Source organism: Paucibacter sp. B51 (assembly GCF_027863535.1).
Classification (GTDB): domain Bacteria; phylum Pseudomonadota; class Gammaproteobacteria; order Burkholderiales; family Burkholderiaceae_C; genus Paucibacter_A; species Paucibacter_A aquatilis.
The window spans coordinates 4,133,734-4,153,161 of sequence record NZ_JAPIVN010000001.1 but is presented as its reverse complement, the minus strand read 5'-3'; the positions used below and the strand labels follow the sequence as shown (position 1 = coordinate 4,153,161).

Annotated in this window: 14 protein-coding genes; 5 read left to right on the top strand and 9 right to left on the bottom strand. The window is 67.6% G+C overall.

The features are described 5' to 3' along the window. Window positions 1-88: 88 nt before the first annotated feature. From dapE to queF, 6 genes are all read right to left on the bottom strand, one after another. The gene (gene dapE / locus OOB33_RS17525; protein ID WP_271009611.1) at window positions 89-1,237 is read right to left on the bottom strand and encodes a succinyl-diaminopimelate desuccinylase; all 1,149 of its coding nucleotides are present in this window, start codon (window positions 1,235-1,237) and stop codon (window positions 89-91) included. Window positions 1,238-1,321: 84 nt separating this feature from the next. Then, on the bottom strand, window positions 1,322-2,476 hold the full coding sequence (locus OOB33_RS17520) for a PilT/PilU family type 4a pilus ATPase (RefSeq protein ID WP_102766877.1): 1,155 nt from the start codon (window positions 2,474-2,476) through the stop codon (window positions 1,322-1,324). 78 nt (window positions 2,477-2,554) lie between these two features. Further along, a complete protein-coding gene (gene dapD, locus OOB33_RS17515; protein WP_102766876.1) occupies window positions 2,555-3,379 on the bottom strand; it encodes a 2,3,4,5-tetrahydropyridine-2,6-dicarboxylate N-succinyltransferase in 825 nt (274 codons plus the stop codon). Between the two features lie 29 nt (window positions 3,380-3,408). Next, window positions 3,409-4,668, bottom strand: a complete 1,260-nt coding sequence (gene dapC, locus OOB33_RS17510; protein WP_271009610.1) for a succinyldiaminopimelate transaminase — start codon at window positions 4,666-4,668, stop codon at window positions 3,409-3,411. A 26-nt stretch (window positions 4,669-4,694) separates the two neighbouring features. Continuing rightward, window positions 4,695-5,120, bottom strand: a complete 426-nt coding sequence (locus tag OOB33_RS17505; RefSeq protein WP_171828761.1) for an SET domain-containing protein — start codon at window positions 5,118-5,120, stop codon at window positions 4,695-4,697. Between the two features lie 42 nt (window positions 5,121-5,162). Then, window positions 5,163-5,594 carry a preQ(1) synthase gene (gene queF / locus OOB33_RS17500; RefSeq protein WP_102769474.1) on the bottom strand — a complete coding sequence of 144 codons (432 nt, stop codon included), beginning with the start codon at window positions 5,592-5,594 and terminating at the stop codon, window positions 5,163-5,165. Between the two features lie 400 nt (window positions 5,595-5,994). Between queF and smc the strand changes: the two genes are divergently transcribed. The 3 genes from smc to OOB33_RS17485 all read left to right on the top strand — a co-directional run bounded on the left by smc (window position 5,995) and on the right by OOB33_RS17485 (window position 12,037). Continuing rightward, window positions 5,995-9,507 (top strand): chromosome segregation protein SMC, encoded by a 3,513-nt coding sequence (smc, locus tag OOB33_RS17495; protein ID WP_271009609.1) that lies wholly within the window; start codon window positions 5,995-5,997, stop codon window positions 9,505-9,507. 106 nt (window positions 9,508-9,613) lie between these two features. Beyond that, complete coding sequence (locus OOB33_RS17490; RefSeq protein WP_102766872.1) at window positions 9,614-10,669, top strand: cell division protein ZipA C-terminal FtsZ-binding domain-containing protein; 1,056 nt, start codon at window positions 9,614-9,616, stop codon at window positions 10,667-10,669. Between the two features lie 60 nt (window positions 10,670-10,729). Further along, window positions 10,730-12,037 (top strand): hemolysin family protein, encoded by a 1,308-nt coding sequence (locus OOB33_RS17485; protein ID WP_271009608.1) that lies wholly within the window; start codon window positions 10,730-10,732, stop codon window positions 12,035-12,037. Window positions 12,038-12,061: 24 nt separating this feature from the next. On the opposite strand, the gene OOB33_RS17480 is transcribed toward OOB33_RS17485, so the two are convergent. Then, window positions 12,062-12,955, bottom strand: a complete 894-nt coding sequence (locus OOB33_RS17480) for a DMT family transporter (RefSeq protein ID WP_333780337.1) — start codon at window positions 12,953-12,955, stop codon at window positions 12,062-12,064. Window positions 12,956-13,079: 124 nt separating this feature from the next. After that, window positions 13,080-13,859, bottom strand: a complete 780-nt coding sequence (locus OOB33_RS17475) for an SDR family NAD(P)-dependent oxidoreductase (protein WP_271009607.1) — start codon at window positions 13,857-13,859, stop codon at window positions 13,080-13,082. A gap of 186 nt (window positions 13,860-14,045) precedes the next feature. Between OOB33_RS17475 and OOB33_RS17470 the strand changes: the two genes are divergently transcribed. Together OOB33_RS17470 and ligA are read left to right on the top strand one after the other, a co-directional pair. Next, window positions 14,046-15,014 (top strand): LysR family transcriptional regulator, encoded by a 969-nt coding sequence (locus OOB33_RS17470; RefSeq protein ID WP_271009606.1) that lies wholly within the window; start codon window positions 14,046-14,048, stop codon window positions 15,012-15,014. Further along, window positions 15,011-17,134, top strand: a complete 2,124-nt coding sequence (gene ligA, locus OOB33_RS17465; RefSeq protein WP_271009605.1) for an NAD-dependent DNA ligase LigA — start codon at window positions 15,011-15,013, stop codon at window positions 17,132-17,134. Before OOB33_RS17470 ends, ligA begins: the two co-directional genes overlap by 4 nt. On the opposite strand, the gene OOB33_RS17460 is transcribed toward ligA, so the two are convergent. Continuing rightward, window positions 17,126-19,294 (bottom strand): putative bifunctional diguanylate cyclase/phosphodiesterase, encoded by a 2,169-nt coding sequence (locus OOB33_RS17460; protein WP_271009604.1) that lies wholly within the window; start codon window positions 19,292-19,294, stop codon window positions 17,126-17,128. The genes ligA and OOB33_RS17460 overlap by 9 nt on opposite strands. Window positions 19,295-19,428 lie beyond the last annotated feature (134 nt).

Here is a 19,428-nt window from a genome sequence, read left to right as displayed (position 1 = left end):
GTTTGGTTTTGCGCATGCGTTCGTGCTTGCGCGGGCTGCACTGCCTGCTCTTGCAGGTCTTGGGCTGCCGTCGAGTTTGGACTTGAGGTCAGTTCAGCAGCTGCTCCAGCGTGCGGCGGTAGATGTTTTTCAAAGGTTCAAGGTTGTCGACCGGCAGGTACTCGTCCACCTTGTGAATGCTGGCGTTGATGGGGCCGAACTCGATCACTTGCGGGCAGATCTTGGCGATGAATCGGCCGTCCGAGGTGCCGCCGGTGGTGGAGAGCTGGGTCGGGCGGCCGGTCTCGGCCTCGATGGCGGCGCAGACGGCGCCGCTCAGCGTGCCCACGGGGGTCAGGAAGGGCTCGCCGCCCAGGGTCCAGTCGAGCGCGTATTCCAGCCCGTGGCGGGCCAGCAGCGATTGCACGCGGGACTTGAGGCCTTCCGGGGTCGACTCGGTCGAGAAGCGGAAGTTGAAATCCACCACCATCTCGCCGGGGATGACGTTGGTGGCGCCGGTGCCGGCGTGGATGTTGGAGATCTGGAAGGTGGTGGCCGGGAAGTAGTCGTTGCCCTCGTCCCAGCGGGCGGCCGCCAGCTCGGCAATGGCGGCGGCGGCCTGATGCACCGGGTTGCGGGCCAGCTGGGGGTAGGCCACATGGCCTTGCACGCCCTTGACCTTGAGCTTGCCCGAGAGCGTGCCGCGGCGGCCGTTCTTGATCATGTCGCCGACCTGCTCCACCGAAGTCGGCTCACCGACGATGCAGAAGTCCAGGCGCTGGCCCTGGGCCTTGAGCCGTTCGCAGCAGACCTTGGTGCCGTCGACCGAGGGGCCTTCCTCGTCGCTGGTCAGCAAAAAGGCCAGGCTGCCGCGGTGCGCGGGATGGGTGCGCACAAATTCCTCGGCGGCCACCACCATGGCGGCCAGCGAGCCCTTCATATCGGCCACGCCACGGCCGTAGATGCGGCCCTCGCGGTAGCTGGGCACAAAGGGGTCTGAGGCCCAGGCGTCCAGCCGCCCGGGCGGCACCACATCGGTGTGGCCGGCAAACATCAGCACCGGGCCGTCTGCCTCGCTGCCGCGCTTGATTGCCCACAGGTTGCTGACGCGGAAGCTCTCTGGCCCGCTGTCCATGCGCTGCAGCTCGAAGCCCAGGGCGGACAGGCGCGCGCCAATCAGCTCCAGGCAACCGGCGTCATCGGGCGTGACGGAGGGGCGGGCGACCAGCGCTTCCAGCAGGGCGAGGGTGTCGGACATGAAGGCGAGGGCAAAAGAAAGGTGAGGGGAAAAAGACGCGCAGAAGCCTGAGAAGGCGCTGCGCCGCACAGCGCAGCACGGACTTCAGTCGCCGCGCACGTCCAGCGTGATCTCGGTGAAGCTGGCTTCGTCGCCTGCCGCTTCTTCCTTGGCCGGCGCTTGCTTGAGGGCGCCTGGGCTGTCGTTTTGCAAGCGCCAGAGCAGATTGGTCGGCGAGTCGGCAAAGGCCAGGCCTTCGTCGCGGGTGATGGTGCCGTCCTTGATGAGCTGGGCGAAATGCTCTTCGTAGCTTTGCGAGCCTTCGGCGATGGATTTCTCCATCGCGTCCTTGACGCCGCCGAAGTCACCTTTCTCGATGAACTCGGCGATCAGCTTGGTGTTGAGCATGATCTCGATCACCGGGATGCGGCCGCCTGCCGTGGCTCGCACCAGGCGCTGCGAGATGATGGATTTCAGGCCTGCGGCCAGGTCGTTCAGCAGGGCCGGGCGCGACTCGGGCGTGTAGAAGGACAGGATGCGGTTCAGCGCGTGATACGTGTTATTGCCGTGCAGCGTGGCCAGCACCAGGTGGCCGGACAGGGCGTAGGAAATTGCCGCCGTCATGGTCTCGCGGTCACGGATTTCACCGATCAGGATGCAGTCCGGCGACTGGCGCAACGCGTTCTTCAAGGCAATCTGCAGCGAGGCCGTGTCGCGGCCCACTTCGCGCTGGTTGACCACCGAGCGCTTGTTGCTGAACAGGTACTCCAGCGGATCCTCGATGGTGAGGATATGGCCGGCCATGGTCTGGTTGCGCAGCTCCAGCATGGAGGCCAGCGTGGTGCTCTTGCCCGTGCCGGTAGCGCCCACCATCAGGATCAGGCCGCGCTTTTCCTGTACCAGCTTGCCCAGGATGGGTGGCAGATTCAGCTCTTCCAGCGAGGGGATGACGTGCGGGATGTGGCGGAACACTGCGGCGATGGTGCCGCGCTGGCGGAAGCCCGAGAGGCGGAAGCTGCCCACGCCTGGGATGGCCACCGCCATGTTCAGCTCGCCGTTCTGGTCCAGCTCGGCCATCTGGGCCGGGTCCACCACCTCGGCGATCAGCTGACGCGGCTGCATGGGCCCGAGCAACTGATCCGACAGCTGCACGATCTGCCCGTTCAGGCGGATCAGCACCGGCATCTTGGCCGAAAGGTAAGCGTCGGAGGCACCCTTCTCGGCCATCAGCCGCAGGATGCGTTCCATATTTCCACTCATCCGCTGTCTCCCCGTTCTTGGTCTTCAAGCCGCTGGATGCGCCCCGGTCTCAGCCGGGGCAGTGCTTTTTTGCCCGGTTCAGGCGCGCAGCAGGTCGTTGATGCTGGTCTTGGCGCGGGTGCCGGCGTCGACCTTCTTGACGATGATGGCGGCGTACAGGCTGTACTTGCCCTCGTTCTTGGGCAGGCTGCCGCTGATCACCACCGAGCCGGCCGGCACGCGGCCGTAGCTGACGGTGTCGGTCTCGCGGTCATAGATCGGCGTGCTCTGGCCGATGTAGACGCCCATGGAGATGACCGAGTTTTCTTCCACGATCACGCCTTCCACCACTTCCGAGCGGGCGCCGATGAAGCAGTTGTCTTCGATGATGGTGGGGTTGGCCTGCAGGGGCTCGAGCACGCCGCCGATGCCGACGCCGCCGCTCAGATGCACGTTCTTGCCGATCTGGGCGCAGCTGCCGACTGTCGCCCAGGTGTCGACCATGGTGCCTTCATCGACGTAGGCGCCGATGTTGACGTAGCTGGGCATCAGGATCACGTTCTTGGCAAGGAAGCTGCCGCGGCGCGCCACGGCGGGCGGCACCACGCGCACGCCGGTGGCACGGATGGCTTCTTCGCTCAGGCCGCCGAACTTGGTCGGCACCTTGTCGAAGAAGGTCATGTCGCCGGCGCCCATCAGGCGGTTGTCGTTCAGGCGGAAAGACAGCAGCACGGCCTTCTTGACCCACTGGTGCACCGTCCACTGGCCCACAGCCTGGCGCTCGGCCACGCGCAGGCGGCCGGCGTCCAGATCGGCCAGCACATGTTCGACCGCCTCGCGCACCTCGGGGGCATTGGCCGGGTTGAGGTTGGCGCGGTTGTCCCAGGCCAGTTCGATGGTCGATTGCAAATGGGCTTGTGTCATGAGTGAAAGCTCGCGGCAGCGGGTGCCAGTCAGGAGGAGAAAGAAGAGGAAGGAGACGGGAACGATTCGATGTAGGTGACGATGCGCTGGGCCGCTTCAAGGCATTCCGCGCTTTCGGCCACCAGGGCCAGCCGGATGCGGCCGGCGCCAGGGTTCATGCCGTGGGCCTCGCGCGCCAGCAGGCTGCCGGGCAACACGGCCACATTGTATTGAGCCAGCAGGCCTTGAGCGAAGGCGATGTCATCGCCGCCGTGGATGTGGCGCGGCACGCCGCACCAGAGGTAGAAGCCCGCATCGGGCAGGGCCACGTCCATATGGGCGGCCAGCAGCGGCGTGACGGCGGCGAACTTGGCGCGGTACTGCGCACGGTTCTCCACCACATGGGCTTCGTCGTTCCAGGCGGCCACGCTGGCGGCTTGGACGATGGGGCTCATGGCGCTGCCGTGGTAGGTGCGGTAGAGCAGAAACTTCTTCAGCAGCGCCGCGTCGCCGGCGACAAAGCCCGAGCGCATGCCCGGCACATTGCTGCGCTTGGACAGGCTGGTGAAGGCGATCAGGTTCTTGAAGTCCGCGCGGCCCAGGCGGGCTGCCGCTTCCAGGCCGCCCAGCGGCGCTTCCTCGCGGAAGTAGATCTCCGAGTAGCACTCGTCCGAGGCGATCACAAAGCCGTGGCGATCGCTGAGCTCGAAGAGCATGCGCCATTCGTCCAGCGGCATGACCGCGCCAGTCGGGTTGCCGGGCGAGCAGACGTAGAGCAGCTGGGTGCGGGCCCAGGTGGCCTCGTCGATCTGTGACCAGTCGGCGGCGAAGTTCTTGGCCGGGTCGCTGTTGGCAAAGGCGGTCTGCGCGCCGGCCAGCAGGGCGGCGCCTTCGTAGATTTGGTAGAAGGGATTCGGGCAGACCACGGTGGCGCCGGCGCGGCTGGGGTCGATCACGGTTTGCGCCAGGGCGAACAGCGCTTCGCGCGAGCCATTGACCGGCAGCACCTGGGTGGCCGGGTTGAGGCTGAGGCCGTAGCGGCGCTGCAGCCAGGAGCAGATGGCTTCGCGCAGCGCCGGCTCGCCGGCCGTGGCAGGGTAGCCCGACAAGCCCTTGAGGCTGGCCATCAGGGCGTCTTCGATCAGCTTCGGTGCCGGATGCTTGGGCTCGCCGATGCCCAGGCTGATGGCCCGGTAGGCGGGGTTGGGTGTGATGCCCGCGTTCAGGGCCCGCAGGCGCTCGAACGGATAGGGGTGCAGCTTGTCCAGCAGCGGGTTGTGGGGCACGGAAGAGGCGGCAGCAGCGTTCATGACAGCGGGTGAGGGGATCGCCGGCATCATAGCCAGCCCAGGCACCCCGGCTGGCTACAGCGACAGGCAAGCCTGCCTTCGTGGTGGGTGGCGCCGTAGGCCACGGTGATCTCCTCGCCCACGGCAATCTCCTGCAGGGCGAAGAACTCGATGGCGCCGTCTTCCACGGCGATGCGGGCATTGGGCCGGCAGCTGTGGTTGGTGAAGCGCATGGGGTCGCTGGAGCGGGTGGCGTCCACCGCCCGGCTGCTGGACAGCTCGACCAGCATGATGCGCTGGCGGCCCTGGGCCCGGCGCCGGGCCTCGGCCACGCTGATGGCCTCGCCGGTGAGCGCGCCGATCTTGGCGCCCGCGGGCACAGGCTCGGCCGCAAACACGCCGAAGCCATCGATGCGGCTGCGCCGCACCGTGACTTCGATCAGCTGGTAAGCCGGATGCGAGGCGAGGGCCAAGGCGGCGAGACGCTCAAGCAGGCAGGATCACGCGCGCTTGATTCAGCGCAGCAGGCCGGATTCGAAGCCGTGGGCCGGCAGGTCCACGCGCGGCTGCTGCTTCCAGCCTTTCTTGCGGTGCTCGACCACCACATTGGTGTAGATGCCGCCGCGCACATACCACTTGGCGGTGATGCGGATGAAGCGCGGGTCGGTGACCTTGACGATGTCTTCCAGGATGGTGTTGGTCACCTTCTCGTGGAAGGCGCCCTCGTCGCGGTAGCTCCAGAAATACATCTTCAGGCTCTTCAGCTCGACGCAGTACTGGTCCGCAATCATGTCGATGGTGAAGTGCGCAAAGTCGGGCTGGCCGGTCAGCGGGCAGTGGCAGGTGAACTCGGGCACCTGGAACTGGATCACATAGTCGCGCTCGGGAGCCGGGTTGGGGAAGACGTGCAGCTCTTTGCTCGGGGCCGAGGGCGGGTTGGGCGGCATTTCGCGCATCTTGGGCGCGGGCTTGGCGGCCGCAGATTTGGCTGCGGGCTTTGCGGCTGCTTTGATCGGGTCCTTGTAAGCCTCGGCGGGCAGCAGCGCAGGCGCGGCGGCCTTGCGTCGGGGGGCGGCGGCTTTGGCGGCGGTCGTAGCGGTGGGGGTCTTGGACGAAGTGGAGGGCGAGGACTTGGCCATGGCGTCAATGCAGGGCGGCCACCGCGTCGAAACAACGCGACGGCGTGCCAAAAGATGGGGAAGGGCGGATGGTATCATCCAGGCCCGCTCAAGCCCCAGGTTTAAGGGCTTTTGTTCAAATAAATCAACAGCTTAGGAGGCTCGTCGGGAGCCGCTGCCGGTGCAAATCGAGCGGCCGCGCCCGGCGGGTAAGAATGGTCTTGCGCCCATGCGTCTGAACTCGATCAAGCTCTCGGGCTTCAAGTCCTTCGCCGATCCCACGGTGTTTCAGCTGCCCGGGCAGCTGGTCGGCGTGGTCGGGCCCAATGGCTGTGGCAAGTCCAACATCATGGACGCAGTGCGCTGGGTGCTGGGCGAGAGCAAGGCCAGCGAGCTGCGCGGCGAGTCCATGCAGGACGTGATCTTCAACGGCTCGGGCAACCGCAAGCCGGCCAGCCGCTCCAGCGTGGAGCTGGTGTTCGCCAATGAAGACGGCCGCGCCGGTGGCCAGTGGAACCAGTTCTCGGAAATCGCCGTCAAGCGCGTGCTGACACGCGACGGGACCTCCAGCTACTTCATCAACAACCAGCCGGTGCGCCGCCGCGATGTGCAGGACGTGTTCCTGGGCACCGGCCTGGGTCCGCGCGCCTACGCCATCATCGGCCAGGGCACCATCAGCCGCATCATCGAATCCAAGCCGGAAGAGATGCGCATGTTCCTGGAGGAGGCGGCCGGCGTCTCCAAGTACAAGGAACGCCGCCGAGAGACCGAGAACCGGCTCAAGGACACGCGCGAAAACCTGACCCGCGTCGACGACATCCTGCGCGAGCTCAACAACAACCTCGAAAAGCTGGAAAAGCAGGCCGAGGTGGCGGCCAGCTACCGCGCCCTGCAAGACGCTGGCACGCTCAAGCTGCACCAGCTCTGGTTCCTCAAGCACCGCGACGCCACCTCCGAGCAAGGCCGGGTCAAGGCCGAGCACCTGGAGGCCGTCAATGCGCTGGAATCGCGCATGGCCGAGCTGCGCCAGGTCGAGGCGGAGCTGGAGACCGTGCGCCAGGCCCATTACGCTGCAGGTGACGAGCTGCACGCTTCACAAGGCCGTTATGCCGAGGCGCAGCTGGAAGTCAGCCGCCTGGAGGAGCGCATCCGCTATGTGGTCGAGGGCCGCCAGCGGGTGGAATCGCGCCTGATCGAGCTGCAGGCCCAGAACACCCAGTGGCAGGAGCGCTCGGTCCAGGCCCAGGAGGAGCTGGAAACCATCGCCGAGCAGATCGCCACGGCCGAGGAGCAAAGCGAGATCCTGGCCGCCCAGGCCGAGGAGCAAGCTGCCAATCTGCCCAATGGCGAAGACGCGGTGCGCGCCGCCCAAGGCCGGGCCAATGAGCAGCGCGCCCTGGTCGTGCAGGTGCAGCAGCAGATCCAGGTGCTGGCGGCCGAGAGCCGCAGCATCGAAGAGCAGGCCCGCCAGCTGCGCACCCGGCGCGAGCGCCTGGCGGCCGAGCGCCAGGGCCTGGCCGTGCCCGATGCCGATCGCCTGGCCGAGCTGAAGCGCCAGAGCGAGGCGGCCGACGAAGCCCGCGACATGGCCGACGCCCGCCTGCAAGAGCTGCAGGAGCAGGTGCCGCTGGAAGACGAGCAGCGACGCCATGCCCAGGCCGATGCCAATGCCCAAGGCCGGCGCCAGTCCGAGCTCTCGGCCCGGCTCGATGCCTTGCGCGCCCTGCAGGAGAAGGTGCAGACCGAGGGCAAGCTCAAGCCCTGGCTGGCCAAGCATGGCCTGGATGGCCTGCAAGGACTGTGGACCAAACTCCATATTCAAGCGGGCTGGGAGAACGCCCTGGAGGCCGCGTTGCGCGAGCGCATGAGCGCCCTGCAGGTCGGCCGCCTGGAAACGGTGCAGGCTTTTGCCGCCGATGCGCCCCCGGCCCGGCTGGCCTTTTACTCGCCGCCGGCCGCTGCCATTGCCAACACCCACGAAACCCTGGCGCGCCTCAGCGATCTGCTGCGCCTGGACGACGCCGGCCTCAAGGCCTTGCTCAACGACTGGCTGGAGGGTGTCTACACCGCGGCCGGCCTGGAAGAGGCCCTGGCCCAGCGCGCCCGCCTGACCCATGGCGAGCTGATCATGACCCCGGCCGGCCATGCGGTCAGCCAGTTTGCGGTCAGCTTCTACGCGCCCGATTCCGAGCAGGCCGGCATGCTGGCCCGTGCGCAGGAAATCGAGCAGCTGCAGTTGGAACTGCGCGCCCAGACCCTGATTGCCGAAGAGGCCAAGAGCGCCCTGGTGCGCGCCGAAGCCGCCTACACCGAAGGCTCGCAGCGCCTGGTGCTGCTGCGCCGCGAGGCCGGCGAGGCGCAGAATCGCGCCCACCAGCTCCACGTCGAGCTGCTGCGCCTGACCCAGCAAAGCGAGGCGGCCAGCGCCCGGCGCGGCCAGCTGGAAGGCGAGCTGGCCGAGATCGATGCCCAGGCCGAGGAGTTGCAGGAACGCCGTGTCACCGGCGAAGCTCGCTTCGAAGAGCTGGACATGCAGCTGGCCACCACGCAGGAGCGCCATGCCGAGCTGGACGAGGCGGTGATCCTGGCCGAACGCCGCCTCGGCGAGGCGCGTGAGCAGCTGCGGGCGCTGGAGCGCCGCGCGCAGGAATCTCAGTACAGCGCCCGCGCCCTCGCTTCGCGCCGGGCCGAGCTGCAGCGCGCCATCGAAACCGCCCAGCAACAGGTGCACACCAACACCGCCTCGGCCGAGAGCCTGCAGCGCGAGATGGACACGCTCAACGATGCCGCCGCACAGGCTGGTCTGCAGGATGCGCTGGCTTTGAAGATGGAGCGCGAGCAGGCCCTGGCCGCCGTGCGCAGCAACTACGACGACCTGAGCCTGCGCCTGCGCAAGGCAGACGAGCAGCGCCTGACCTTCGAGCGCAGCCTGGACCCGCTGCGCGACCGCATCACCAAGCTGCAGCTGGAGGAACAGGCAGCCCAGCTCGGCGGTGCCCAGTTCATGGAGCAACTGGTCGCGGCCGAGGTGGACCTGGAGGCCCTGGCCCAGGGCATCGAGCAAGGCCAGGTCAAGCTCTACGGCCTGCAGGGCGAGATCGACCGCATCAACCGCGAGATTGCCTCGCTCGGTGCCGTCAACCTGGCTGCCCTCGATGAGTTGACGTCGGCGCGCGAGCGCAAGACCTTCCTCGATTCGCAATGCGCCGACCTGATGTCGGCCATGAAGACCCTGGAAGACGCCATCCACAAGATCGACCTGGAGACCCGCGATCTGCTGGGCGCCACGTTTGATCAGGTCAACCACCATTTCGGCCGCATGTTCCCGACCCTGTTCGGCGGCGGCCAGGCCAAGCTGGTGATGACGGGCGATGAAATCCTCGACGCCGGCGTGCAGGTCATGGCCCAGCCGCCGGGCAAGAAGAACAGCACCATCCACCTTCTGTCGGGTGGCGAAAAGGCGCTGACGGCGATCGCCCTGGTGTTTGCGATCTTCCAGCTCAACCCGGCGCCGTTCTGCCTGCTGGACGAGGTGGATGCGCCGCTCGATGACGCCAACACCGAGCGTTATGCCAAGCTGGTGGCCGAGATGAGCAGCGGAACCCAGTTCCTCTTCATCTCGCACAACAAGATTGCAATGGAAATGGCCGAGCAACTGATCGGCGTGACCATGCAGGAACAAGGCGTGTCCCGCATCGTGGCGGTGGACATGGACAAGGCCCTGGCCATGGCCGAGGCCTGAAGAGGATGAGCAGCGAGAAGATGCAGCAGCAGAAAGCGACAACTGTGACGAAGAACTGGATGCGGGCGCAGCTTGCGGGCTGGCGCGCTGAGCGGGGAGCCTGCGCATGAGCCTGACCGAAATGCTGGCCATCCTCGGCGGCCTGGTGCTGGCCGGTGTGGTGGGCCACGGCGCCTGGAGCGCCCGCAAGGCCGGCCCGCGCCGCGCCGAGCCGCAGAAAGAGCCGGTCATGGACGGCCAGCGCCAGGAGCCTGGCCTGGACGGCGCCGCCGCGGCCGAGCCCTCGGGGGCGGGCCTGGATGAGGCCTTGCCGACCGTCAGCCGCCCGCCGCGCAAGCCCTCGGCCCGCATCGATGCCTTGATCGACGCCATCGCCACCATCACCCTGGACGCACCCATCAGCGGCGAGATGGCCACCTCCCACCTGCCGGGCAGCCGCCGCGCGGGCACCAAGCCCTTTCACATCGAGGGCTTGAACGCCGAAAGCGGCGAGTGGGAGCTGCCCCTGGCCGGCCAGCGCTACGGCGAGTTCCAGGCCGGCGTGCAGATGGCCAACCGCAACGGCGCGATGAACGAGATCGAGTATTCGGAGTTTGTGCAGAAGGTCCAGGGTTTCGCCGATGGCATTGGGGCCTTTGTGCAGTTCCCCGACATGCTCGATGTGGTCAGCCGCGCGCGCGAGCTGGACCAGTTTGCCAGCGCCCATGATGCCCAGCTGGCCGTGGTCCTGCGCGCCCGCAATGCCGCCTGGACCCTCGGTTATGTGCAGCAGATGGCCTTGCGCCACGGCTTTGTGCCGGGCGCCATGCCCGGGCGCCTGGTGCTGCCGGCGGCGGAAGAGGGCGCGCCGCCCATCCTCTCGCTGAGCTTTGATTCCCAGGCTGCGCTGGCCGAAGATCCGCAGCAGTCCTCGCTGCGCGACCTGGCCCTGTCGCTCGATGTGCCGCAGACGCCGGAAGCGCTGGAACCCTTCGCCAGCTGGCAGGAAGCTGCACGCGGCCTGGCCCGCGACATCGAGGCCGATGTCTGCGATGACCGCGGCCACATCCTCAATCTGCACGCCTTCGCCAGCATCGGCCAGGAGCTCAGCACCCTCTACCGTGCCCTGGCTTCGCGTGATCTGGCGGCTGGCACGCTGGCGGCGCGCCGTCTGTTCAGCTAGGCTTCGAGCGCAGCGCCGCCCAGCGCAGCCCATCGCCAACCCCGACCCAAGGATCCCAATTTGCTCAGCAACCTGCTTTTCATCGCCGCCCTGATCGCCGCCAGCGCTTTTTTCTCGGTGGCCGAAATGGCGCTCGCCGCCTCGCGGCGGATGAAGCTGCGTCAGCTGGCCGATGAGGGCGATGGGCGTGCGGAGCAGGTGCTGGCGGTGCAGGAGCAGCCGGGCCACTACTTCACGGTGGTGCAGATCGGCATCAACACCGTGGCCATCCTCGGCGGCATTGTCGGCGAAGGGGCCTTGACCCCGCATTTCGCCGCCATGCTGGGCTATCTGGTGGCGCCCGAGCTGGCCCAGACCTTGGGCTTTGGCCTCTCGTTTGCGTCCATCACCTCGCTCTTCATCGTGCTGGCCGATCTGGTGCCCAAGCGCCTGTCCATGAACGAGCCCGAGCGCATGGCGGTGGCGGTGATCGGCCCCATGCAGTGGCTGGTGGCCTTGTTCAAGCCCCTGGCCTGGGTCTTCAGCGTGCTGACCGAGGGCCTGATCCGCGTGATGGGCCTGCCGGCTGCGCGCGACAACAGCATCACCCATGCCGACATCCTGGCCCTGGCCGAGGCCGGCAACCAGGCCGGTGTGGTGGCGGACGCCGAGCAGCAGGTGATCGAGAACGTGTTCGAGCTGGACACCCGCACGGTCGAGAGTGCCATGACCACGCGCGAGCGGGTGGTGTTCTTCTCGATCAACGACGATGACACCCTGATCCGCAACCGCATTGCCGATGATCCGCACTCGACCTATCTGGTCTGCGAGAGCGAGATCGACCAGGTGGTGGGTTATGTGGACGCCACCGATCTGTTCCAGCGCGTGCTGCGCGACGAGCCCATCGCCCTGCGCGCGGAAGGCCTGGTCAAGAAGGTGCTGATCGTGCCGGACCGCCTGACCCTGTCCGAGGTGTTGATGCAGTTCCGCGAAAAGCACGAGGACTTTGCCGTCATCGTCAACGAATACAGCCTGGTGGTGGGCGTGATCACGCTCAACGATGTGATGAGCACGGTCATGGGCAGCCTGGTCACCTCCTACGACGAGGAGCAGATCGTGCGCCGCGAGGATGGCTCCTTCCTGGCCGACGGCATCACCCCCATCACCGAGGTGCAACGTGCGCTGGAGCTGGACATCCTGCCCCATGCCGGCCAGTACGACACCTTGGCCGGTTTCCTGATGGTGATGCTGCGCCGCATCCCCAAGCGCACCGACCAGGTGCTCTGGGCCGGCTGGCGCTTCGAGGTGGTCGATGTGGACAGCCACCGAGTCGACCAGGTCATGATCGCGCGCGTGCCGCCGGTGCCGGCGATCGAGAGCGGCGGCTGATTCAGCCGCTTCGATGAGGGTCGCTCAGCCCGCGGCCGGGGCAGCTTTGCGGCCCAGCTGGATCAGTCCCACCGCCAGCGCCGTGCCCAGCAGCACGATCGCGCAGCCCATGGCCATGTGCAGGGTGAAGGCCTCGGCCAGGAAGACATAGCCCCAGATCACCGCGAACACCGGGATCAAAAAGGTCACGGCGATGGTGTTGGTGGGCCCCACGCGCTGCATCAGGCGGAAGTAGAGGATGTAGGCCACGCCAGAGCACAGCACCGCCAGCATGGCCACGCTGAGCCAGGCCTGGCCGCTGGGCATGCGCTCTGGCCAGGTGAACAGCGCGGGCAGCAGCAGCATGGCCGAAGCGGTGAGCTGGCTGCCGGTGGCGACGGTCAAGGGGTTCAGGCCGTTCAGATAGCGTTTGCTGAAGTTGGCGACGATGCCGTAGCACAGGGTGGCCAGCAGGCAGGCCAGGATGGCCCAGCCGCTGCCGCCCGGCTTGAAGCTGGCTTGATCCCAGGCCAGGAACACCACGCCCGCAAAGCCCAGGGCCAGGCCGCAGAGGCGGCTGAAATCCAGGCGCTGACCCAGCCACACCCAGGCCACCATCGCCCCCCAGAGCGGCGTGGTGGCGTTGAGGATGCTGGACAGGCCGGCCGTGATCGACAGCGCCGCGTAGGCGTAAAGCGCAAAGGGCAGGGCGCCGTTCAGCAGGCCCACCACCATCAGCGGCCGCCAGTGCTGGCGCAGCTCCGCCAGGCCGACACGAAAGGTCAGCAGCGGCAGCAGAAAGAGGCTGGCGCCCAGCACCCGCATGGTGGCCATGGGTACCGGGCCGAACTCATGCGCACCGAGCCGCATAAACAAAAACGAGGCGCCCCAGATGGCGGCCAAGAGGCTCAGTTCGATCAAATCCTTGGGCTTCATCATCTCGTGCCGGTGTTTTCCATGGCCGGCGACGGGCCAGCGAGCCGGCATGATAGGGGCTGGCCGGCGCCGGCCCACCCGTATCTTGCGCTCGGTCCGCCCCGGCTGGGCGCGCAGCGCGCCTCATTCAGAGAAACATGCCACCTGAGGCTTCGATGCGCTGGCCGTTGATCCAGCCGCTGCCTTCGCTCAGCAGGGCGGTGATCGCGCCGCCAATATCGTCGGGCAGGCCGACCCGGCCCAGGGCCGTCTGCGCTGCGATGAAGTCATTGACATCGGCGTTGTCGCGCACCACGCCGCCGCCGAAATCGGTCTCGATGGCGCCGGGCGCCAGCACATTGACGGCGATGCCGCGCAGGCCCAGCTCCTTGGCCATGTAGCGGCTCAGCACTTCCACTGCGCCCTTCATCGCGGCGTAGGCGCCATAGCCGGGCAGGGCGAAACGGGTCAGGCCGCTGGAGATGTTGAGGATGCGGCCGCCGTCCCGGATCAGCGGCAGCAGCGTCTGGCTGAGCAGGAACACACCCTTGAAATGCACGCGGAACAGCTCGTCGAACTGGTCCTCGGTGGTGTCCATCAGGCTGGCGTAGACGCCCATGCCGGCGTTGTTGATCAGGTGGTCGAAGTGCTCGCGCTGCCAGGTCTGGGCCAGCACCGTCTGCACGGCGGCGGCGAAGCTGGCAAAACTTTCGCTGCGGCCGGTGTCCAGCTGCAAAGCCACAGCGCGGCGGCCCAGCGCCTCGATCTCGGCCACGGCGCGGGCCGCTTCGTCGGCCCGGCTGTGGTAGCTGAGGATGATGTCGTGGCCCTGAGCGGCCAGGTGCAGGGCGCTGCTGCGGCCCAGTCCTCGGCTGCCGCCGGTGATCAGGGTGATGGGCGGGCGGGGGGAAGGGGTGCGGGTGTGCATGGATGCGTCTCGGTGAATGGTCGAATGCCCGGTCGGGCTCTTTGTCGCTGCTGCTGGTGCTGCTGCCGCTGCGGCTTGCTGCCAGAACAGAGCGTGAGCGAAGCTTATTGAAAGCCCTGACTTCGATAAACTGCTCTTCTGAGGAATGACTGTTCGCCAAACAAAGACAATGCAAGGGGCCCCGCGATGAATCCGATGGAGCAAATGCAGGTCTTCAGCCGTGTGGTGGAGACCGGCAGCTTCACCCAGGCTGCGGCCAGCCTGGGTCTGGCCAAGGCCAGCGTGTCGGCCGCGGTCCAGCAGCTGGAGGCGCGGCTGGGCACGCGGCTGCTGCATCGCAGCACACGCCGCGTGCAGCTGAGCCAGGACGGCCAGCTCTTTTACGAGCGGGCCAAGGATGTGCTGGCCGATCTGGACGAGCTGGACGGCATGTTTCGCCAGGCGAGTCCGCAATCGCTGCGTGGCCGCTTGCGCCTGGACATGTCCACCGGCATGGCGCGCCAGATCGTGATGCCACGCCTGCCCGAGCTGCTGGCGCTTCACCCGGAGCTGGAGATCGAGTTCGGCAGCACCGAGCGCCGTGTCGATCTGGTCCGTGAAGGTTTTGATTGCGTCCTGCGCGTCGGCCCGCTGGGCCAAGCCGAGGCGGGGCTGCAGGCGCGTCCGCTGGGCCTGCTGACGATGGTCAACTGCCTGAGCCCTGCCTATCTGGCCCGCCACGGCGAGCCCGAGGGTCTGGACGATCTGCGCCAGCACCGTCTGGTCCATTACGTCTCGGTGCTGGGCGCGCGCAGCAGTGGTTTTGAGTACCTGGACGCCGGCGGCCAACTGCAGCGCCAGGCCATGGCGGGCGCACTCACGGTCAACAACGCCGAGGCCTACCAGGCCGCCTGCCTGGCCGGCCTGGGCCTGATTCAGGCGCCGCGTGTGGGCGTGCAGGCCTTGCTGGATCAGGGCCTGCTGCGTGAAGTCCTGCCCGGCTACCGTGCGCCGGACATGCCGCTGACCCTGCTCTACGCCCACCGGCGCCAGTTGCCGGCTCGGGTGCGCGTGGTGATGGACTGGTTGGCCAGGGTGGTGGCCGAACATCTGCGGCAGGGCGCTGCACGACCAGGCGGAGAGGCAGGCCTCGCTCAGCCACAATCCACACCATGAGTTCCACGCCCCACGATTTGTTTTCCCCGCTGTCCGCCGAGGCGGCCAGCCCCGCCGCTGCTGTCAATGCAGCGGCCGCCCGCGCTGCTGAACTGCGCGACACGCTGAACCACCATGCCCACCTCTACTACGTGCTCGATGCGCCGGCCTTGCCCGATGCCGAGTACGACAAGCTGTTCCAGGAGCTGCAGGCGCTGGAGGCGGCCCACCCCGAGCTGCTGACGCCCGATTCACCCACACAGCGCGTGATCGGCCAGGTGCTGGATGGTTTTGCGCCGGTGCGCCATGCCGTGCCCATGCTCTCCATCCGCACCGAGACCGACACGGAGGCCTCGGGCGCGCTCAGCTTCGACCAGCGCGTGCGCAAGCAGCTTGAGCTCGACGAGGCGGCCGCGCCGGTCGAGTACGCGGCCGAGCTGAAGTTCGACGGCCTGGCCATCAATCTGCGCTACGAGCAGGGCCTGCTGGTGCAGGCAGCCACGCGCGGCGACGGCGAGACCGGCGAGGACGTGACCCAGAACATCCGCACCGTGGCCCAGATCCCGCTGCGCCTGCGTGGCATCACGGCGCCGGTGCTGGAGGTGCGCGGCGAGGTGTACATGCGCCGCGACGACTTCGAGGCCTTGAACGAGCGCCAGCGCGCCGCCGGTGACAAGACCTTCGTCAACCCGCGCAACACCGCTGCCGGTGCGGTGCGCCAGCTCGACCCGGCCCTGGCGGCGCAGCGGCCGCTGAGCTTTTTTGCCTACGGCCTGGGCGAGGTGCAGGGCTGGGCCCTGCCGCCCACGCACAGCGGCTTGCTGGCCGCCCTGGCCGAGATGGGCTTGCCGGTCTGCGCCGACCGGGCGGTGGTGCAGGGCGCCGAAGGCCTGGTGGCCTTTCATCAAGCCATGGGCGCCAAGCGCGATGCCCTGCCTTTCGACATCGACGGCGTGGTCTACAAGATCAACAGCCTGGAGCTTCAGCAGCGCCTGGGCTTTGTCAGCCGCGAGCCGCGCTGGGCCGTGGCCCACAAATACCCGGCGCAGGAGCAGCTGACGCGGCTGAACGACATCGAGATCCAGGTCGGCCGCACCGGCAAGCTCACCCCGGTGGCCAAGCTGGAGCCGGTGTTCGTGGGGGGCACCACGGTGTCCAACGCGACCTTGCACAACGTCTTCGAGCTGCGGCGCAAGGGTGTGCGCATCGGCGACCAGGTGATCGTGCGCCGCGCCGGCGATGTGATCCCCGAGGTGGTCGGTCGTCTGGCCCAGGCCCGCGCCAGTTATGTGCCCAACTTCCGCATGCCACGCAGCTGCCCGGTCTGCGGCAGCGAAGCGCTGCGCGAGCGCGGTGGCATGGACTACCGCTGCAGCGGCGGCATTTCCTGCCCGGCCCAGCGCAAGCAGGCCCTGCTGCATTTCGCCAGCCGGCGTGCGGTGGACATCGAGGGCCTGGGCGACAAGCTGGTCGACCAGCTCGTCGATGCCGGCATCGTGCTGAGCCTGCCGGGCCTGTACAAGCTCGGCGTGGCCAAGCTGGCCGCCCTGGAACGCATGGCCGAGAAGAGCGCCCAGAACATCGTCGACGCGCTGGAGAAAAGCAAGCGCACGACCCTGGCGCGCTTTCTGTTCGGCCTGGGCATCCGCCAGGTCGGCGAGACCACGGCCAAGGACCTGGCCCGTCATTTCGGCCGCATCGACGCCTTGATGGATGCCAGCGTCGAGCAGCTGCTGCAGGTGCGCGATGTCGGCCCTATCGTGGCGCAGAGCATCCACACCTTCTTTGCCCAGCCGCACAACCGCGAGGTGGTCGAGCAGCTGCGCGCGGCCGGCCTCAGCTGGGACGAGGGCGAGGGTGCGGCCGCCCAGGCCGGCCCGCAGCCTCTTGCCGGCAAGACCCTGGTACTGACCGGCACCTTGCCGACCCTGTCGCGCGACGCGGCCAAGGACTTGATCGAAGCCGCAGGCGGCAAGGTCAGCGGCTCGGTGTCCAAGAAGACCCACTACGTGGTCGCAGGTGAAGAGGCCGGCTCCAAGCTGGACAAGGCGCGAGAGCTCGGGGTGACGGTGCTGGACGAGGCGGGCCTGCAGGCCTTGCTGCAAGCCTCGCCGGCAGGCGAGCCGACCCGCTCAGACTGAGGCGGTTCTGGCGGGGCTGGGGCTGCCGGCGCTAGCGCTGCGGCCTTGCAGCTGGCTTTGCAGCTGCTCGGCGCTGACCGGGCGGCTGAACAAAAAGCCCTGCACCTGGGCGCAGTCCAGAGCTTGCAGGGCAGCCAGCTGCTCGGGGGTTTCCACGCCTTCGGCCACGGTGTTCAGGCCCAGGCTGCGCGCCAGGCCGATCACGGCTTCGATGATGGCGCTGTCGCCTGCTTGCGCACCGGCCTGAGCGATGCCGGCCACGAAGGAGCGGTCGATCTTGAGCGTCTGGATCGGCAGCAGCTTGAGGTAGGCCAGCGAGGAATAGCCCGTGCCAAAGTCGTCGATGGACAGCTGCACGCCCAGCGCATGCAGATCGTTCAGCGTGGCCAGGGCGTTGTCGGCATTCATGATCACCGATTCGGTGATCTCCAGCTCCAGCGCCCGGGGCGGCAAGCCGGTGGTGGCCAGGGTCTCGCGCACCAGCTCGACAAAATCGCCGCGCTCCAGCTGCCGCACCGAGACATTGACGGACGCATGGTCCAGCACCAGGCCGGCGGCGCGCCAGGCCATCATGTCCTCGCAGGCGCGGCGCAGCACCCAAGCGCCCAGCTCGTTGATGAAACCGCTCTCCTCGGCCAGGGCGATGAAGCGGCCCGGCGGCACCGCGCCCAGCTCCGAGCTGTGCCAGCGTGCCAGGGCCTCGACCCCGCAGCAGGGGCCTGCTTCGTCAACACCGTCGGAAGCCTGTGCCAGGAACTTGCTTTGGTAATGCACGCTCATCTCGCCGCCCTCCAGGCTGCGGCGCAGCAGGCGTTCCATATGAGCGCGGGCCAGCGCGGCCTGGGTCAGCTCGGGGCGGTAGAAATGGAAGCGGTTGCGGCCGGCGCGCTTGGCTTCGTACATGGCGGTGTCGGCGGCGCGGGCCAGCTCCTCGCCCGTGGTGCCATCGCTGGGGAAGAGGGCGATGCCGATGCTGGCCGAGACCTGCACCTCATGGCCTTGCAGCTCCATCGGTCGACACAGGGTCTGGATCAGCTTGTCGGCCACCACCGGGGCGTCCAGCAGCGCGTCCTCGCTTTCGAGCACGCAGACGAACTCGTCCCCTCCCAGTCGGGCCAGCAGATCGCTGCTGCGCACCAGGGCGCCCAGGCGTCGCGACACCTCGATCAGCAGGTCGTCACCGACAGAGTGGCCCAGCATGTCGTTGACTTCCTTGAAGCGATCCAGATCGAGGAAGAGCACGGCCAGCTGCCGCTGCTGGCGCTGCGCCTTGGCGATGGCATAACGCAGGTGTTCATGGCACAGCAGGCGGTTGGGCAGACCGGTCAGCGGGTCGTGGTGGGCCAGGTGTTCCAGCCGGGCCAGGGCGGCGCGCAGCTCTTCGGTGCGGTCTTGCACGCGCTGGTCCAGCACCCGGTTGGCGTCCTCCAGCGCCTGCGCCTGGCGGCGCAGAATCCCCTGCGCCCGCTGCACCAGCAGCAGCTGCAGGCCGTAGAGGCCCAGCATCAGCCCGAAACCGAACAGCACCAGGCGGCGGTGCAGGGCGGCCAGGCGCTCTACGAAGGGCGTGACGTCCTGGTAGAGCTCGATCACGCCCTGTGGCGCGCTTTGGCCAGGCGCGGGCGGTATGGGCATGTAGCTGCTGATCAGGTCGACCTGGGCGCGCTGCCCCTCGAAGGCGTCGAAGCTGTCGCGATGAACCAGCGCGCTGGCCGTGCGGCCGGCCAGGGCCGACTGAAAGCCGCCGTTGTCGCGCTTGTTCTCGCCGATCTGAGCGGCGCTGCTGGAATAGACCGTCAGGCCGGCGCGGTTGTAGAGCTTGATTTTGATGATGTCGGCATTGCGCATCAGGGCGCGGGCCTGTGCGTGCAGACCATGGGCCTCGATCATGGTGCGCAGGCTATCTGGGTCGGCGGGCAAGTCTGCCGCCAGCAGAGGGCTCAGCTGCGCACCGAGGGCGTTGATGAACACGGCCGTCATCGCCTCGTTGCGGCGCTCGGCCATGTGGATCAGCTCGCGTTGCATTTGTGCACGCATGCTCAAGGTGAGCAGCAGGCCGACGGCAGCGATCAGGCCGAGCGAGACCAGGGAGAAGTAGCGGGTCAGGCGGAATTGGCTGTTGGGGGCCGCTGGGGGGGCTGGGGGGGCTGGGGGCGACAACGGGGCGGGCGGTCGCTGCAGGCCTGCCGGGCCACCAGCGGTGGCCGGCGCTTTCAGCGAATCGGAGTGGGGGTGGCCCTGCCCAGGTGTGGATCGCATTGTGCTCCCTTGCCGCCCGCCTCATGTTTCGTCTG

Excerpts from the sequence above, each read along its gene's own strand:
- OOB33_RS17520 (WP_102766877.1), bottom strand. The coding sequence starts at position 2,476 with ATGAGTGGAAATATGGAACGCATCCTGCGGCTGATGGCCGAGAAGGGT.
- OOB33_RS17475 (WP_271009607.1), bottom strand. The coding sequence starts at position 13,859 with ATGCACACCCGCACCCCTTCCCCCCGCCCGCCCATCACCCTGATCACC.
- dapD (WP_102766876.1), bottom strand. The coding sequence starts at position 3,379 with ATGACACAAGCCCATTTGCAATCGACCATCGAACTGGCCTGGGACAAC.
- OOB33_RS17490 (WP_102766872.1), top strand. The coding sequence starts at position 9,614 with ATGAGCCTGACCGAAATGCTGGCCATCCTCGGCGGCCTGGTGCTGGCC.
- smc (WP_271009609.1), top strand. The coding sequence starts at position 5,995 with ATGCGTCTGAACTCGATCAAGCTCTCGGGCTTCAAGTCCTTCGCCGAT.
- OOB33_RS17480 (WP_333780337.1), bottom strand. The coding sequence starts at position 12,955 with ATGATGAAGCCCAAGGATTTGATCGAACTGAGCCTCTTGGCCGCCATC.
- dapE (WP_271009611.1), bottom strand. The coding sequence starts at position 1,237 with ATGTCCGACACCCTCGCCCTGCTGGAAGCGCTGGTCGCCCGCCCCTCC.
- OOB33_RS17470 (WP_271009606.1), top strand. The coding sequence starts at position 14,046 with ATGAATCCGATGGAGCAAATGCAGGTCTTCAGCCGTGTGGTGGAGACC.
- dapC (WP_271009610.1), bottom strand. The coding sequence starts at position 4,668 with ATGAACGCTGCTGCCGCCTCTTCCGTGCCCCACAACCCGCTGCTGGAC.
- ligA (WP_271009605.1), top strand. The coding sequence starts at position 15,011 with ATGAGTTCCACGCCCCACGATTTGTTTTCCCCGCTGTCCGCCGAGGCG.
- queF (WP_102769474.1), bottom strand. The coding sequence starts at position 5,594 with ATGCCGCCCAACCCGCCCTCGGCCCCGAGCAAAGAGCTGCACGTCTTC.